The organism is Gordonia sp. NPDC003425 (assembly GCF_053588635.1).
In genome coordinates, this window is the sequence record NZ_JBSFQI010000002.1 from 378,119 (window position 1) to 393,771 (window position 15,653).

General features: G+C 67.6%; 13 protein-coding genes and 2 pseudogenes. 6 read left to right on the plus strand and 9 right to left on the minus strand.

The genetic code is table 11. The annotated features are described in order from the left end of the window. Positions 1 to 98 precede the first annotated feature (98 nt). Entirely contained in the window at positions 99 to 1,886 is a 1,788-nt protein-coding gene (eccA, locus tag ACWDTD_RS04285) for a type VII secretion AAA-ATPase EccA (RefSeq protein ID WP_449745939.1), read from the plus strand. Positions 1,887 to 1,974: 88 nt separating this feature from the next. Here the strand turns inward: eccA and ACWDTD_RS04290 are convergent, their stop codons facing one another. Beyond that, complete coding sequence (locus ACWDTD_RS04290; RefSeq protein ID WP_449745808.1) at positions 1,975 to 2,751, minus strand: 3'(2'),5'-bisphosphate nucleotidase CysQ; 777 nt, start codon at positions 2,749 to 2,751, stop codon at positions 1,975 to 1,977. Between the two features lie 80 nt (positions 2,752 to 2,831). Further along, a pseudogene (gene cysC, locus ACWDTD_RS04295) lies at positions 2,832 to 3,410 on the minus strand (adenylyl-sulfate kinase); the annotation flags it as partial. A 327-nt stretch (positions 3,411 to 3,737) separates the two neighbouring features. On the opposite strand from cysC, the gene ACWDTD_RS04300 reads away from it, so the two are divergent. From ACWDTD_RS04300 to ACWDTD_RS04320, 5 genes are all read left to right on the plus strand, one after another. Next, positions 3,738 to 4,211 (plus strand): hypothetical protein, encoded by a 474-nt coding sequence (locus tag ACWDTD_RS04300; protein ID WP_449745809.1) that lies wholly within the window; start codon positions 3,738 to 3,740, stop codon positions 4,209 to 4,211. 81 nt (positions 4,212 to 4,292) lie between these two features. Next, a complete protein-coding gene (locus ACWDTD_RS04305; protein WP_449745810.1) occupies positions 4,293 to 5,240 on the plus strand; it encodes an enoyl-CoA hydratase in 948 nt (315 codons plus the stop codon). A 3-nt stretch (positions 5,241 to 5,243) separates the two neighbouring features. Further along, positions 5,244 to 6,410, plus strand: a complete 1,167-nt coding sequence (locus ACWDTD_RS04310) for an acyl-CoA dehydrogenase family protein (RefSeq protein ID WP_449745811.1) — start codon at positions 5,244 to 5,246, stop codon at positions 6,408 to 6,410. A 4-nt stretch (positions 6,411 to 6,414) separates the two neighbouring features. Further along, complete coding sequence (locus ACWDTD_RS04315) at positions 6,415 to 7,386, plus strand: acyl-CoA dehydrogenase family protein (protein ID WP_449745812.1); 972 nt, start codon at positions 6,415 to 6,417, stop codon at positions 7,384 to 7,386. Next, positions 7,383 to 8,483: an acyl-CoA dehydrogenase family protein gene (locus ACWDTD_RS04320; RefSeq protein WP_449745813.1), complete on the plus strand. Its 1,101-nt coding sequence runs from the start codon at positions 7,383 to 7,385 to the stop codon at positions 8,481 to 8,483. Before ACWDTD_RS04315 ends, ACWDTD_RS04320 begins: the two co-directional genes overlap by 4 nt. Before the next feature lie 3 nt (positions 8,484 to 8,486). Here the strand turns inward: ACWDTD_RS04320 and ACWDTD_RS04325 are convergent, their stop codons facing one another. From ACWDTD_RS04325 to hsaC, 7 genes and pseudogenes are all read right to left on the minus strand, one after another. Then, the gene (locus tag ACWDTD_RS04325) at positions 8,487 to 10,196 is read right to left on the minus strand and encodes a DUF222 domain-containing protein (RefSeq protein WP_449745814.1); all 1,710 of its coding nucleotides are present in this window, start codon (positions 10,194 to 10,196) and stop codon (positions 8,487 to 8,489) included. Positions 10,197 to 10,265: 69 nt separating this feature from the next. Continuing rightward, the gene (locus tag ACWDTD_RS04330; RefSeq protein ID WP_449745815.1) at positions 10,266 to 10,904 is read right to left on the minus strand and encodes a TMEM175 family protein; all 639 of its coding nucleotides are present in this window, start codon (positions 10,902 to 10,904) and stop codon (positions 10,266 to 10,268) included. A gap of 9 nt (positions 10,905 to 10,913) precedes the next feature. Next, positions 10,914 to 12,056 carry a sulfotransferase family protein gene (locus tag ACWDTD_RS04335; protein ID WP_449745816.1) on the minus strand — a complete coding sequence of 381 codons (1,143 nt, stop codon included), beginning with the start codon at positions 12,054 to 12,056 and terminating at the stop codon, positions 10,914 to 10,916. Beyond that, positions 12,049 to 12,861: an SDR family oxidoreductase gene (locus ACWDTD_RS04340; RefSeq protein ID WP_449745817.1), complete on the minus strand. Its 813-nt coding sequence runs from the start codon at positions 12,859 to 12,861 to the stop codon at positions 12,049 to 12,051. Before ACWDTD_RS04340 ends, ACWDTD_RS04335 begins: the two co-directional genes overlap by 8 nt. A gap of 30 nt (positions 12,862 to 12,891) precedes the next feature. Next, positions 12,892 to 14,132, minus strand: a pseudogene (locus tag ACWDTD_RS04345) (hypothetical protein). Further along, positions 14,129 to 14,701: a 3-hydroxy-9,10-secoandrosta-1,3,5(10)-triene-9,17-dione monooxygenase reductase subunit gene (gene hsaB, locus ACWDTD_RS04350; RefSeq protein WP_449745818.1), complete on the minus strand. Its 573-nt coding sequence runs from the start codon at positions 14,699 to 14,701 to the stop codon at positions 14,129 to 14,131. The pseudogene ACWDTD_RS04345 and the gene hsaB overlap by 4 nt, the downstream one beginning before the upstream one ends. Positions 14,702 to 14,722: 21 nt before the next feature. After that, the gene (gene hsaC / locus ACWDTD_RS04355; protein WP_449745819.1) at positions 14,723 to 15,637 is read right to left on the minus strand and encodes an iron-dependent extradiol dioxygenase HsaC; all 915 of its coding nucleotides are present in this window, start codon (positions 15,635 to 15,637) and stop codon (positions 14,723 to 14,725) included. Positions 15,638 to 15,653: the final 16 nt, after the last annotated feature.

Sequence of the window (15,653 nt, forward strand, 5' to 3'; positions counted from 1 at the left end):
GAGGAAGGTCGGGTCAGACCAAGAGGGAGGGTCCCATCGGCACCGTCTACCCTGTCCCTACGCGTTCACTCGCCGGTTCCGGACACGTGGGGGAAATGATGGCCGACGTCCGCAAGGCCCGGCAGCTCTTCGAGCTGGGCATCCTGTCTTCGGGGATACCCGTGGAGGGCATGGAGCCGGTGAACAATCCCGGGCAGGCGGCCAAGGCATTCACCCGCGCCAGCGAATGGGATCCGACGATGGCCGACGCCTGGCTCGGCCGGCTCGCCACCGGCGACACCGAGAACGAGGTGCTGCTCTCCCTCTATCGCCACCGCAACGGCATCGGCCACGAACAGCGCCGGCTCGGTCTGCCCGAGCGAACCCTGGTGGGACGCTGGTACACCGGCATGTTCATCGACTATCCGCTGACCGACGCGACCGAGGCCGCGGCCGCCTACGCGGCGACCCTGATCAACGGCGCCGACCACGCCGGGGCCCGCGAGGTGCTCGACGGCATCACCGCCCGCCGACCGATCGTCGAGTTCATCGAGGCGGTGCTGCAGTTCCGCACGCAGCGCTGGCCCGATGTGCTCTCCGCGCTGGCGCGGTCCGAGTCGTGGCACGACCCGTACATGACCTCGGTCGCCGACTACCTCACCGGCACCGCCTGCGCGCAACTGGACCTGACCGCCGAAGCCCTCCGACGCCTGGAGAGGGCCCTCGACAGCCCCATCCCCGCATGTGCCGGCCGGGCGATGTACACCTACGGACTCGCCCTGCGCGGCCAAGGCCACGAAGAGAAGGCGAAATCGTTCCTGGAGCAGGCCTACGCCCGTGACCCCGGCCTCACCGCGGCGGCCGAGGCGCTGCGTTCCCCATCGCTGCGCCTCTCGGTGACCACCGCAGAACAGATCGCGGCACGCACCGACCCCTGGGATCCCCAGTCCGTACCCGACCAGCCATCGGTACTGGTCACCGGCGGCGCCATCGGTGGTGGGGCCGACGCCGGGGGCGCCGGCGACATGGTGGCCGAGGCGCAACACGAACTCGACGCGCAGGTCGGCCTCACCTCGGTCAAACAGCAGGTCGCCAAGCTGCAGTCGGCGGCCACGCTGGCGAGGGTGCGCGCCGACCGGGGCCTGTCGACGTCGGCGCGCAGCCTGCACCTCGCGTTCACCGGGCCACCCGGTACCGGCAAGACCACCGTCGCACGCGTGATCGCCAAGATGTACTGCGGCCTTGGATTCATCAAGTCCGACAAGGTGATCGAGGCCACGCGACGGGACATGGTCGGCGAGCACCTGGGCAGCACCGCGATCAAGACCTCCGCGCTGATCGACTCCGCCATGGACGGCGTGCTGTTCATCGACGAGGCCTACACCCTCATCCAGCAGGGACTCTCCGGTGGCGACGCCTTCGGCCGCGAGGCCGTCGACACACTGCTGGCACGCATGGAGGACAACCGCGACCGCCTGGTGGTGATCATCGCCGGTTACGACACGGAGATCGACCGGTTCCTGGCGGCCAACGAAGGGCTGTCGTCACGCTTCGCGCGACGGGTACGCTTCGTGTCGTACACCCCCGACGAGTTGGCTCGAATCGGTGAATACATTGCGGCGCAACGTGATTCGACGCTGACCCCGCAGGCGGTGGCCGAACTCGAACGCGCCTGCACCCCGCTGTATCACGACGTACGCGACGACGGCGTCTCGGTACGCCGCGGCATCGACCTGGCCGGAAACGGACGGTTCGTCCGCAACATCATCGAAGCGGCCGAGGAGGAGCGCGAATACCGGCTGGCCGCCGATGATCTGGATTCGCTCTCGCAGGACGACCTGATGCGGATCGAGGAACAGGACATGCGCGCCGCCGTCGCCAATGTGATGTCCGCGTTGTCCCGCTGAGCGTCACCCGTCCGATCGCTTCTCGACGGGGCCACCACTGAAGTACTCCTGCGCGAAGGAGCTGGACGCCGATCGGCGCGAAGACGGTCTAGCAGGAGGCGGTCACCGCAACGACCCGCTCCCGCAACTCGGGTCGGCAGATCACGAGATCGGGAAGATACGTGTCGTCCTGGTTGTAGACGAGCGGTGACCCGTCGATTCGCCCGCACCACAAGCCTTTTGCCGCTGCGACGGCCACCGGGGCGGCCGAATCCCATTCGTACTGCCCGCCTGCGTGCACATAAGCGTCGGCCTCGCCGCGCACCACCGCCATCGCCTTGGCTCCCGCCGATCCCATCTGGAGCACTTCTCCGCCGATCGCGTCGGCCACATCCTGGGAGAACGCGGGCGGACGCGAGCCGCTGACCACCACGCGTGGACGGTCGCCGCGCGGAGTGGCCGCGAGGCCGGCCGTGGGTGCCACGGGCGTCGCATCGTCGAGGTAGGTGACCCCGAGCGCGGGCAGCGCCACCGCCCCGGCGATGAGTGTGCCGCCCCCCTCGGCCGACCACAGCGCCACGTGCACGGCCCAGTCGCTGCGACCGCGACCGTCGGCATCGACGCTGCCGTATTCACGGGTGCCGTCGACCGGGTCGACGATCCACACCCTCGCCGCGGTGAGACGCGATTTGTCGTCGGCCGACTCCTCCGACAGCACCGCGTCGTCCGGCCGCTCGGAAGCGAGTCGGGCGAGGAGAAAGTCGTTGGACCGGCGGTCGCCCTCGTCGCCGAGTTCGCGTCCGATCAGTCCACTGTGCGCCCGGATGTCGAGCAGCAGGGTTCCTGCTGCGGTCGCGAGTTCTCCGGCCAGGGTGCGGTCGTCCACTCGTGGTCTCCTCAGCGTCTTCTTCTCGGCGTCTTCTTCTCAGCGTCGTCTTCTCAGCGTCTCGCGGTCCGTGCTGCCTACTACAGACCCAGGTTACGAAGTACCGTCTCGGCCGCGGCGGCGGGCGCGCCGTCGGCCGGGGTGATCACCAGGTCGGCGTGTTCGGGGCGTTCGTAGGGCGAGTCGATCCCGGTGAAGTGGCGAATCTCGCCGCGGCGGGCGCGGGCGTAGAGCCCCTTCGGGTCGCGGCGCTCGCACTCGTCGAGCGGTGTGTCGACGAAGACCTCATAGAAGGCGATACGCCGCTCGGCGTGGATCTCACGTGCGCGGCGGCGTTCCTCGGCGAACGGCGAGATGAGCGAGACGATGGCGACCGATCCCGAGTCGGCAAACAACGCGGCCACCTCGGCCGTCCGCCTGATGTTCTCGCGTCGATCGTCGTCGGAGAACCCGAGGTCGGAGTTCAATCCGTGGCGCAGATTGTCGCCGTCCATCAGATATGCCGGGCGTCCCGCAGCCACCAGCAGTCGTTCGAGCTCGATTGCCAGGGAGGACTTGCCCGACGCCGACAGCCCGGTGAACCAGACCGTGGCACCGGTGTGGGGGCGCTGATCGCGGGTCACCTTGGTCGTCTGCCACACAACATCGGGGTGGACTGGACCGGATGGCAGTCGGCCGCTATGCGAGGTGTCCGATGCGGACGAAACCAACCAGACCCTCCTTGACACTCGGCATCGGGTGCCGATCGGTGAAGTCAACGCTACCGCGGGCCCGCGGGCCCCGGGCGACATTGTCCGCCTACCGCGGCCCGTGGCGCGCCACCACCCTTCCCGCGGCGCGGCACCACGATGGACGCCGAACGTGGCGGTCACGGAACAGTCACAACATTCGTGGCGGCTAACGACTTGTCCGCTATATACGAATCGGCACGTAGAGTGTCCGCCCACGTTCGCGCTCGTCCACCCACAACGCATTCGGAGTCTCAGATGATCTGTCGCCCGTCCATCGCCAGAATCCCCGCCGCGGTCGCCGGTGTTGCCGCCCTCACCGTCATCGGTGTCACAGTGAACCCCGGACCCGCGTCGGCGATGACCGTCGCACCGTTGGAGCGATGCTGGGGTATCAGCCCCAACATCGTCGATCAACCCTTCAGCACCGCGCGTCTGTTCGTCTACCCCACCGGACCGGGCCGGGTCCGCGCCGAGGTCAACGACATCTCCACGTTCTGGACGGCCACCGGCGGATACGAGTCCGTCGGACGGCTCGACTGGCACAACCTGGACAACGGACGACGCGGCACCGCAGTCGACCGGGCCGGCATCGGACTCTACGTCGGCGGACCGAAGTTCGACCTGAACACCGGCCGGGGGAACGTCCGCGTCACCCTCAGCGCGGTGAATCGCAACGCACTGTGGGCCATCCCGACCACGTCCTGCAGCGGGACACTGCGGGTCGGCTGACCCGCGCGACCGCGCGCCGCGCCCGCACCAGCGGCTGGACGACGACTACCAACCAAGCACTTGCTAGGTTAGGCTCGTGCCATGAGTTCCGCCGCCATCCCCGCACCGCTGCGCCCCGACGATCTGGGCCCGGACACCTCACCCGTGGCCTACGAGGTCGGCGGACCCGGCGACGCCGTGGCGTATGTGACCCTCAATCGGCCCGAGTACCGCAACGCCCAGAACTCGGTGATGACCTATTCGCTCGACGCCGCATTCCGCAGGGCGGTGGACGACGCGGCGGTGAAGGTGATCGTGCTGCGCGCGAACGGCAAGCACTTCTCCGCCGGACACGACATCGGCACCCCCGAACGCGATGTGGACACCTTCTACGAGAACGTGGCCGCACTGCATTGGGATCACACCGACAAGAGCGGTGGCGATCAGCGTCTGGCCCGCGAGACCGAGGTCTATCTGGGTATGTGCCGGAGGTGGCGCGACATCCCGAAACCGATGATCGCGCAGGTCCACGGCGCCTGCATCGCCGGCGGCCTGATGCTGGCGTGGTCGTGTGACTTCATCGTCGCGTCCGACGACGCCTTCTTCTCCGATCCCGTTGCCCGCATGGGCATTCCGGGGGTCGAGTACTTTGCGCACGCCTTTGTGCTCGGGCCGCGCCGGGCCAAGGAGATCCTGTTCACCGGCCAACGCTTCAGCGCCGCCCAGGCGGCCGACTGGGGCATGGTCAATCATGTGGTGGAACGAGAGGGGCTGGCAGCCAAGGTCGATGCCATCGCCGAACAGATGGTGGCGATGCCGATGCAGGGATTGTTCCTGTCGAAGAAGGCAGTGAACATCTGCGAGGACCAGATGGGTCTGCGCAACGCGATGGATTCGGTGTTCGGCTGGCACCATTTCGCCCACTCGGCCAATGCCGAGGCATCGGGCGGGGATTCGTTGGGCGGCATGAACGCGGAGTCGATGAAGTCCGCCGCCACACCAACGGGAGCCACACCGACAACAGCCACATCAACAGCCACCCGGAGCTGACGAATGGATCTCACATTCGACGACGCCGCGGCCGAATTTCGCGCGGAGGTCCGCGCATGGCTCGCCGATCACGTTCCGGCACAGCCTCTTCCGTCGATGGACACCGCCGAGGGTTTCGAGGCCCACCGTGAGTGGGAACGCACCATGGCCGCCGACGCGATGTCGGTGGTGAGCTGGCCCACCGAGTTCGGGGGTCGTGACGCCCCGCTGCTGCACTGGGTGATCTTCGAGGAGGAGTACTACCGCGCCGGAGCTCCCGGACGGGTCAGCCAGAACGGCATCTTTCTGCTGGCCCCCACCCTGTTCGAGCACGCCCATCCCGAACAGCTGGCGCGCATCATGCCGCGGATGGCCCGCGCCGACGACATCTGGGGCCAGGCATGGAGTGAGCCGGAAGCCGGCAGCGACCTCGCGTCGTTGCGGTCGACGGCCACCCGCACCGACGGCGGCTGGCTGCTCAACGGCCAGAAGACGTGGAGTTCGCGGTCGAGTTTTGCCGACGGCGCGTTCGGCCTCTTCCGCTCCGACAAGGACGCCGCGCGTCATCGCGGGTTGACCTACTTCATGTTCGACCTGCGGGCGCCCGGTGTCACGGTGCGGCCGATCCCCCAACTCGACGGCGAACCGGGATTCGCCGAACTCTTCCTCGAGGACGTCTTCGTGCCCGACGACCCGCGAGCGCCTGGTGAATCCGGGGTGATCGGCGCGGTGGACAACGGCTGGCGGGTTGCGATGAGCACCGCCGCCAATGAACGCGGCCTGTCGCTGCGCTCGCCGGGACGATTCCTGGCCACCACCGATCGTCTTGTGTCGCTGTGGAAATCACGCCGCGACCAGATCCCCTCGACCGCAGGTACCGACGCGCGGGTTGCGGACGCGTGGATCGGGTCGCGCGCCTACGAATTGTCGACCTATGCCACCGTGAGCCGACTCGCATCCGGCGGGCAACTGGGCATGGAGTCGTCGATCAACAAGGTGTTCTGGTCGGAGTGGGACATCGCCGCCCACGAGACCGCACTGGACCTGCACGGCACCGACGCCGAGGTCGACGATCCGTGGATGGACGGCTATCTGTTCTCCCTGTCGGGCCCGATCTACGCGGGTACCAACGAGATTCAACGCAATGTGATCGCGGAGCGTCTACTCGGCCTGCCGCGCGGGGATCGGTGACACGATGGATTTTCTACTCTCCGACATCCACGACGACCTGGCGTCGAGTATCGATGCCCTGCTGACCAAGGCCGACGTCCCCGCCGTTGCGCGAGCCTGGGCCACCGGTGATCGCACACCCTCAACAAGGGTGTTCACCCAACTCGCCGAGACCGGTGTGTTCGGTCTGATGATCGACGAGGAGCATGACGGCGCGGGCGCGGGCGCCGTCGAGATGGTGGTCGCCGCCGAACAACTCGGCCGACACGCGATGCCCGGCCCGCTCGCCGAGACCATCGCGGTGGCCCCGGACCTGCTGGTCGGAACTCCCGCCGCCAGCCGCCTCGCGGAGATCGCCGCGGGCTGCCTCGTCAGTGTGGCCATTGATCCGTGGACAGCGGGTGCAGCGGATGCGGTTGCCGCAGAACACATCTACGTGGTCGAGGGTGGCGCGCTGGCGGTCGGAGAGGTCGTCGGCGCAAGCCCGTCGGTCGACCCCACCCGCTCGGTATCGAGCGTGCGGGCCGCCGAGGTGATCGCCGAGACGGTCGACGCCGATCGAGCGGCCCTGCTCGGCGCGCTGGCCACCGCCGCACAGCTTCTCGGTCTCTGTCAGGGGATGCTCGCGATGGCCGCCGAGTACGCGGTGGCGCGTCGGCAGTTCGGACGTCAGATCGGATCGTTCCAGGCGGTCAAACACCATCTGGCCGACGTCGCCATCGCACTCGAGATGGCGCGGCCACTGGTTCTGGGAGCAGCGGTCGGGGTCGACGGCGCGGTGCCGGACGGGACCGACGTGGCCCGCGACATCTGCGCGGCCAAGGTGGCCGCGGCGGACGCCGCGCACCTCGCCGCGCGCCGGGCGCTGCAGGTGTTCGGCGCCATCGGCTACACCGCCGAGCACGACCTCTGCCTCTACCTCACCAAGACGCGAGCACTGATGTCGGCGTGGGGAACGCCCGCGCAGCATCGCGCGAGAATCCTGGAGTCACTGTGACCGCCCCCGCCGAGGTCGGCGCCATCTCGGCCGACGACCGGGCCGCACTGCGCGAATCCGTCGCCGACCTCCTTCGCAAACGGTCGGATTCGGCGGCCGTGCGGCGCGCGATGGCGGGCACACCGCGCATCGATCGCGACCTCTGGCAGACGCTGTGCACCGAGATCGGCGTCGCGGCGCTGCCGGTGCCCGAACGCTTCGGCGGGGTCGGCGCGTCGTTCGCGGAAACCGCCGTGATTCTCCAAGAGCTGGGTGCCACCCTGAGTCCGGTGCCCCTGTACTCGTCGGCGCTGGCGGTGGCCACCCTGCGGTACAGCGGCGACGATGATGCCTGCGCTCGTCTGCTGCCCGCCATCGCGTCCGGGGAGCGCATCGCATCGGTGTGCTGGGCCGGCGCCACCGGCTGGAACACCATCGGCGTCTTCGCCGAAGCCGGATTGCTCACCGGCACGGCCGAATTCGTGATCGACGGGGAGTCCGCCGACCTGCTGCTCGTGCTCGGCGACACCCCCTCGGGCGTCACCCTGCACGAGGTGGCCGCCGACGCTGCGGGGGTGACGGTCACACCGCTGCCCACCGTCGACCCCACCCGTCCGCTGGCACGAGTGCGGTTCGACGACGTCGCGGCCGCCGCCGTGACCGCGCCGGGCGATCTGCGCGCACGGGTGCGCACGGCGGCGTGGGCACTGCTGGCCGCCGAGCAGGTCGGCGGGGCCGAGCGGGCGCTGCGCCTGACGGTCGATTACGCCTCCGCACGCACGCAGTTCGGCCGCGTGATCGGTTCGTTCCAGGCCCTCAAGCATCGGATGGCCGACATGTACACCCTGGTGGAGTCCGCGCGGTCGCTGGCACAGGCCGCGGTCGACGCCGTCGTCACCGACGACCCGTCGGCGGGCGACCTTGCCGCAGCCGCCCACGTGTACTGTTCGGAAGCATTCGCCACTGTCGCGGGTGAGGCCATCCAGATCCACGGCGGCATCGGGATCACCTGGGAACACGACATCGGGCTCTACTTCAAACGTGCGCACGGCAGCGCGCAACTGTTCGGTCAGCCACACGAGGTGGTGGCCGACATGGCGGCCGCACTGCGTCGCTGACGGTCAGAATGGCGGTGGGTGTGCATCATCCCAGCGTTGCTGCGCACGCTCCGCGACGGCACGTGCATTCTCGTAGCCGCCGTCGATATCGGACCGCGCGGGATGGTCCGGTGGTCTCGGCTTGAGTGCAGGGAATAGATCCATACCTCGAAAGGCGTTGCCGTAGAACATATGTCCGGTTGGCGACTCGAACACCACCACCCCGAGTGGATCCTGGTGGTCGCGCCACGGGGTGAAGGTTTTGACGCGGTGGTGAAAACGGCAGAGCGGCTTGAGGTTCCGTCGTGTTGTAGCACCTCCGGATTCGGGGTCCTCGTGATCGAACGGTCGGGTGTGATCGAGGTCGGCGGTCCACACGGGATTGATGCATCCCGGAAAAGTGCAACACAACTCACCCGTGCGCACCAAGGTCTGCAACTTCCTGCTCGGTCGGTACCGCATCGGCGACGGCCCATCGACGGGACTGTCTCCGCCTGAGGACACCTCCACGCAGACCGCATCCTGCTCCGCCGCCAATTCACGTACGGATTGCGCATCGACCACACCGTGCCCGTCGATGTAGGCGGGCGCGTCGTCGGCACCGTCAAGCGTCGACCGATTGACCACCACGTGGATCACCGCGCGTGGACCGGGTGGCGGCGTGGTGCAACCGTCGGCGACGCCGCGCGCGGAAGCATCGAGATCGGAGTCACCGACCCGAGCCTCGGGCTCGGCGTTCTCGGGCTCGGCGTTCTCGGGCTCGGCGTTCTCGGGATCGGCGTTCCTGTTGTCCGGAGAAACGCAGGCTGGACACTGGCAATCGAGTCGACCGCGTCCGCGGGCCAGGGCGATCAAGCCGTCGGCGCGCCGTTGCGCACGAGTTCGCGGGTCGGCGTCGTGGACTCCGTCGGCCAGCTCCGAGAGCCGTGAGTTCAAGCGGGCGCCGTCGATCGTCGGCACCTGTGCGGTGACTCGCGACTGGCCGGGCGCGAACCTGTCTTCCCGAACCTGCACGTCGCGATCCCGCTGCGCACGTGCGCGGCGCCGTTTCATCGCCGCCGGGTCCACCTCGGCCACGATCGTGTCCACCAGGGCGGTGAACCGAGTGACCGAGAGTTGATCGCGCTCCATGATCGCCAGTGACAACCGGCAATCGACCTTCTCCAGGAGTTCGGGGTCCACCAGTTCGGTGCGGGCGACCGCGATCTGGAAGCGCCGCAGGTCAATCCGCCCGCACGACAGCGCAACCGACGTGAAGGGTAACCGGTATCGCATCGCCTGGCCGGCGACGATCATCGCACGCGCCTGCGCGGGCGGCATCGACAACACCGCACCCACCTCGGCCATCGCCTGTTCGAGTCCGTCCGGACCGAATTCGGCGCGCCGATCGGCTCCCGACAGCCCCGCCATCACGACCTGGGCCATCGCCTCCAGCGACGCGACCTGACCGGTGGTGGCCTCCCCCACCCGCTCGGCGTACTCCTCGGCGCGCACGTCGTGGAGCAGGCTCACCGCCTGCAGCAGCCGGAACTGGGCGGCGGCCACCGTGGCCTGACAATGCGCAATCATCACCACCAGATCCTCGGCGGCGAGATCCTGGTCGGCCGCCAATTGATCGCTGATTCGATCCATCGCCGCCACCGCCGGAGCGGGCGGCAACTCGTTCTCCTCCTCGACGTCGACGTCGTACCGCGACTCGTCGAGCGGGTCGCCGAGGAACTCCTCACTGGACATGAATCGAACATACATGCGACTACCCACAGAACGTATCGATGCAGGTCGGATCGCCTTTTCCGGAGGTGTTCAGCTCTGGTGCGCGCGCCTCGACAACGCCCGCCCGATCGCCGCGTCCACCGGGCCCGCGCCGAAGAGCAGCAGCAGCGACCAACTGCCCAGCTGCGGAAACACGAGTGCCACCACGAACGCGATCGCGAGCATGATCACGGTGCCGAGATCGGGCGGGCGATCGATCCAGGCGTCCACCTCGGGTCCGGTGTCGAGCAACTGCCGGTGACGTTTGCCCCACGCGGCCATGGCCACCAGACAGGCGATCGACACCATCAGCACCAGAATGTAGAACGCTGTGGCCCAACGGATTCGAGGACCGCTGATCAGGGCGGTGGCAAACGGTAGGACGACGATCGTGAACAACCAGACGAGATGCAGGTCGAACAGGATCCGGTCGTATCCGCAGAAATTCTCCATCACGCGGTGGTGATTGCGCCACAGCACCCAGATGACGGCAAAGCTGATGAGGAAACCGGTGATCGTGTCCGCGTTGTCGCTGAGCACGTGGAAAACGGACGACTCGCCGGCAAGATCGCCACCGATCTCCGTCAACGGCAATACGAGCAGGGTCAATGCGATGGCCACCACGGCGTCGGAGAACGCGATCAGTCGTCGGAATCCCTCTTCGGTCCGTCGACCTGCCGGTGGGGCCATGCACCGACCTTAGAACGCGGCAGCGATCTGTGCCGCCGACAGGCCGTAATCCTCGAGCCGATAGGTGTGCCGCGGCGCCCGCGCACCCGAGCGGCTCTGGGCATCGAGCGCCTGCATCGCCGCCCGCGCGGGCCCCGACAGCTCCGCGCCGAGTGCTGCGTACACCCGTTCGACGGTTCCGATGGGGTCCGCGCGCAGATCGGCGAACTCGACGTCGACGAACTGTGCCGGGTCGTAACGCGCCCGGGCCGTGGAGAATTCACGGAGCCCGCGCGACCACAGTTCCATCTGGGTCGTACCGATCACGTCGCCGACGAAGGTCGTCGACCATCCGCGGGTGGCGTGTTCGGCGAGACTGCACATCGACGCCACGATCGTCTCCGGCGGCCGATGGGTCTGCACCACCAGCGCATCGGGGTAGACCGCCATCAGCGCGTCGAGGGCGAACAGGTGACTCGGGTTCTTGAGCACCCAGCGCTTGTCGCGATCGTTGGAGCCGATGAGCGCCAGGTTGCGTCGATGCCGTTGGTAGGCCGGCGTCCAGTCCTGTTGTGCCAGCCACCGCGAGTAGGTCGGCAGATACGCCAGCGACTCGTAGGAGATCGACATGATGCTCTGCCGCAGCAACTGCCAGCACTCCTCCACCTCGCCGGCATCCATGTAGTGCAGGCCCATGAACTCGGGGTTCTCCACATGGTGGCGGGCGAGCCCGGCGTCGATCTGCTGGTAGATCGGGTTCTGCGGCCACGAGTCGCGCGGCGGGCGCGGTTGCGGGAACTCGGTCAGCCACATCTCCAGTCCCTGATGGGCGGGGTCGGCCGCCAGCAGCCGGTGCAGTGCGGTGGTGCCGGTCCGGGGCAGTCCGGTCACGAAGATCGGCCGGGTGATCGGCACCGACGCGTGGTCGGGGTTCGCCCGCCACGACGCCTCGCTCACCAGCCGAGCGACCAGTGCCCCCTTGAGGAAGTACCGGAACATCTTGCTGCCGAGTTCGGTCAGGTTCGCGTCGTCGGCATAGGACGCCAGCAGCACCCGCAGCGGCTCGAGGTAGGCGTCATCGCCGAAGTCGTCGAGACCTGTGGCACGCGTTGCCGATTCGTGGAGGTCGTCGACGGTGCCGACGTCGACCCGCGGGCCCGTCGAACTAGTCATGGTATTCCCCGCAATTCACGTCGAGTGTGTGGCCGGTGATCGCGCTCGCGAGATCCGACGCGAGAAACACCACCGCGTCGGCGATCTCGCCGGGTTCGGGTAGCCGTTTGAGATCGGACCGGGCCGCAGTCTGCGCGTACACGTCGTCGACGGTGATGCCGTACTTCTGCGCGACCTCACCGAAGTACCACTTGAGCTGATCGTCCCAGATGTATCCGGGGGCAACGGAGTTCACCCGGATTCGTTTGTCACCGAGTTCGGTCGCCAGGGTCTGTGACATCGCGAGCAACGCCGACTTGGCGATTTTGTAGCTGCCGTACCGTGGTTCCGAGTGCCGGATGACCATCGAGTTGATGTTGACGATCGCACTCGTCGCGCTCGCTTCGCGGCCCGGTGCGGCGGCCGCGGCTTCCAACGTTTCGGTGAATGCCCGGATCACGCGCAGTGTCCCCAGCACGGTGAGGTCGAGGCTTGCGGTGACCTGCTCGAAGTCGGTGCGCGCCAGCGGTTTCATCGACGGCAGCGCGAAGGCGTTGTTCACCAGTACATCCGCCCGCCCGTAGGTGCCCACCGTGGTGGCCACCAGGCCGGCGACGGCGGCATCGTCGGTGATGTCGGTGGGCACCACGAGTGCGGTTGCGCCGGCCTGTTCGACCTCGGCGGCGATCTCGCGCAGGCGGGCCTCGGTGCGCGCGGCCAGCACCACCGTGGCTCCGGCGGTCGCGGCCCGCAAGCAGATCGACCGGCCCAGCCCCGGCCCGACACCGGAGACCACCACCACCTTGCCGGCCAGCATCCCCGTCATCCCAGCATCCCCGTCATCCCAGTATCCCCGTCATCCCAGCATCCGTTCGGCAAAAGACCGTTGTCGCACGGTGATTCGCTGCAACCATGCGGACGCATCGATGCGATTGTGCGCCAGGTACGGCAGATGAACATCGACGTCGCCGACGTCGACCACTTGCGCCGTGGGGCCCGAGTCCGCTGGGATCGACGGGCTTTCGGTGTCGCTCCCGCCGAGCCGCTGCCCCTGACCTGCATGATCCCGGTCTCGCGGCCGGTGGTCTCGATCCAATTGGCCACCCCGGGGTTGCGATGCGACACCACCATGCGGATCATTCCGTCCGGGTCCACCTGCGCCTGCGCGGTGTTGAGACTGGTCTGGTGGTTGACGTAGTCCAGCGAGATGTACCACATGCTGCCGAGTTGGAATCCCTGATAGGGCGCAGCCGATTTCGGCACGGTGATGATCATCGCCTCGTTCTCGTCGAGCCGGTAGTGGCCCACCGAGGAGTACTGCGTGGCCAGCCCGCCCGGTGTGCGCCGCGGCGGTGTGAAGGTGTTGACGGGTTCGTCGAGGTAGAACCACTTCGGAAAGTTCAACCAGGTGTGCATCCGGGCCAGCAACATCTTCCCGGCGGTGGCGTAACGGCGGGTCACCCGCGCGAGGTCGGGTTCGGCCGGGGCCGTGCCCACCGTGTCGGTGCGTTCGATCGCGATCATGCCCTTGACCTCCGACCACGCCGAATAGACCTCGCGCACCGCGAGCATCGAGGCACCCTCACCGAGCACGAAGTAGCCGGACGGTGGGTCGTCGCGGGGCGGACCGAAGCTGATCGAGAACGAGCCGTCGGCGGCGATCGGGATCCGACGGTCGTCGAAGGCGTCGTCGCCGCCGGGCACTTCGGTCGGGCTGTAATCGCCACGCAGTACTTGGAAACTCAGATCGACCGTGGTGCCTCGCCGGCCCCAGACCCGGTAGGTGCCGGTCGGTTCCACGTCGGCGTGGTAGTAGAGCGTGTCCGGGTTGTCGAGGCCCATCTTGGTGTACGGGCCGGTCGAGGTGACGAAGTGGGGATGGGAGAGTTCCCTGGCCCGGACCAGTTGCCCGACCGCGGCGATGCTTCCGGCGAGGTAGTCGTAGCCTTCGGCCAGATCCTGCTCGGTGCGCGCGATCCCGCACGAGGCGATCAGTTTTCCGGCCTCGGTGATCGCATCGGTGAACGGATCGGTCACCGCGGGCCCGGAGGCATCGGTCCCCGTGCCGTCGTCGTCGACGGGCAGCGAGCGGGTCATAGCCAGGTGTCGCCTCCGGTCCAGGTGAGGAAGTTCTCCAACTCGGCCTGGGCCGGAGTGACCCGCGGATGCTCGGTGGACAGATAGCCGCCGCGGTAGAAGAGCAGTGGTTTGTCCTGCAGCACCTCCCCGAGCGTGCGCGCCCGGCCGATGACGATGTGGTGATCGCCGCCGTCCTCCACACGGTCCACCGAACACTCCACCCACGTCAGCGCATGACGGATCACCGGCAACCCGCCCGGCGACGGGTCCCAGGTAATTCCCGCGAACTTGTCCTCACCGGGTGCGCCGAAGGATGCGCTCACGTTCTGCTGCCGGTTGGACAGCACGTTGACGCAGAACATCCCCTTGTCCTCGATCACCCGCCAGGTGCGGGAGGTCTTCTGCGGACAGAACAACACCAGCGGCGGGTCGAGGGAGAGCGCCGCGAACGACTGGCAGGCGAAACCGACCGGGTCGCCGTCGGCGTTGATGGTGGTGATGACGGTGACGCCGGTACAGAACTGCCCCATCGCGGTGCGGAACTGGCGGGTATCGAATTCACTTGACCCGTACGGTGTCTGGGACATCGATACGCCACTGCCTCCCGGTCACTGATTCTTGAATCCGACGGTGAAGTCGTGTCCCCACAGACTCACCGCGGTGCTCTCCCTGGCAATCCAGTCGCCGTCGTCCACTTGGCGTCCCTCACAACCGTATTCGACGTCGAATCCGCCCGGCGTCTTCATGTAGAACGAGAGCATCAGGTCGTTGACGTGCCTGCCCAGTGTCGCCGACATCGGGACCTTGCGCCGTAACGCACGGTCCAGGCAGAGTCCGACGTCGTCGGAATTGCGCACCTCCACCATGAGGTGGACGATACCCGTCGCGTTCGGGATGGGCAGGAAGGCCAGCGAATGGTGTCGCGGATTGCAGCCGAGGAACCGCAGCCACGGCACCTCGTCGCCTTCTTCACGCCCCACCACCTGCGGTGGCAGCCGCATCGAATCCCGCAGTTTGAAGCCGAGCACGTCCCGGTAGAACGCCAGCGCCGCCTTGTCGTCGTCGCAGGTGAGCACCACATGCCCGAGTCCCTGCTCGCCGGTGACGAATTGGTGGCCGTAGGGACTCACCACGCGGCGATGTTCCAGGGCCGCACCGTGGAAGGCCTCCAGGGTGTTGCCCGCCGGGTCGGTGAACACGATCATCTCGTCCACCCGGCGGTCGGCGCGCTCCTCGTCCTTGCCTTCCCGATAGATCACCCCGGCCGCCGAGAGCCTGTCCCGTACCTCCTGCAGCGCTTGCGCATTCGCGCATTCCCAGCCGGAGCTACCGAGGTGGTCGCGGTCGGACGGTTCGATGACGAGCCGGGCGGGAAAGTCGTCCATCCGTAGATAGAGTGCGCCGTCGACGAGTCCCTTGCCCTCCACCATGCCGAGCACCTTGAGACCGTACTCGCGCCAGGCATCGACGTCGGTGGCCTCGATACGCATGTAGCCGAGCGTCCGGATCGGACTGGTATCCATGGTGTTTCTCTCCTGA

Bases quoted from the DNA above. Each gene is read 5' to 3' on its own strand.
- eccA (WP_449745939.1), top strand. From the start codon at position 99: ATGGCCGACGTCCGCAAGGCCCGGCAGCTCTTCGAGCTGGGCATCCTG.
- ACWDTD_RS04300 (WP_449745809.1), top strand. From the start codon at position 3,738: ATGATCTGTCGCCCGTCCATCGCCAGAATCCCCGCCGCGGTCGCCGGT.
- ACWDTD_RS04305 (WP_449745810.1), top strand. From the start codon at position 4,293: ATGAGTTCCGCCGCCATCCCCGCACCGCTGCGCCCCGACGATCTGGGC.
- ACWDTD_RS04310 (WP_449745811.1), top strand. From the start codon at position 5,244: ATGGATCTCACATTCGACGACGCCGCGGCCGAATTTCGCGCGGAGGTC.
- ACWDTD_RS04315 (WP_449745812.1), top strand. From the start codon at position 6,415: ATGGATTTTCTACTCTCCGACATCCACGACGACCTGGCGTCGAGTATC.
- ACWDTD_RS04325 (WP_449745814.1), bottom strand. From the start codon at position 10,196: ATGTCCAGTGAGGAGTTCCTCGGCGACCCGCTCGACGAGTCGCGGTAC.
- ACWDTD_RS04330 (WP_449745815.1), bottom strand. From the start codon at position 10,904: ATGGCCCCACCGGCAGGTCGACGGACCGAAGAGGGATTCCGACGACTG.
- ACWDTD_RS04335 (WP_449745816.1), bottom strand. From the start codon at position 12,056: ATGACTAGTTCGACGGGCCCGCGGGTCGACGTCGGCACCGTCGACGAC.
- ACWDTD_RS04340 (WP_449745817.1), bottom strand. From the start codon at position 12,861: ATGACGGGGATGCTGGCCGGCAAGGTGGTGGTGGTCTCCGGTGTCGGG.
- hsaB (WP_449745818.1), bottom strand. From the start codon at position 14,701: ATGTCCCAGACACCGTACGGGTCAAGTGAATTCGATACCCGCCAGTTC.
- hsaC (WP_449745819.1), bottom strand. From the start codon at position 15,637: ATGGATACCAGTCCGATCCGGACGCTCGGCTACATGCGTATCGAGGCC.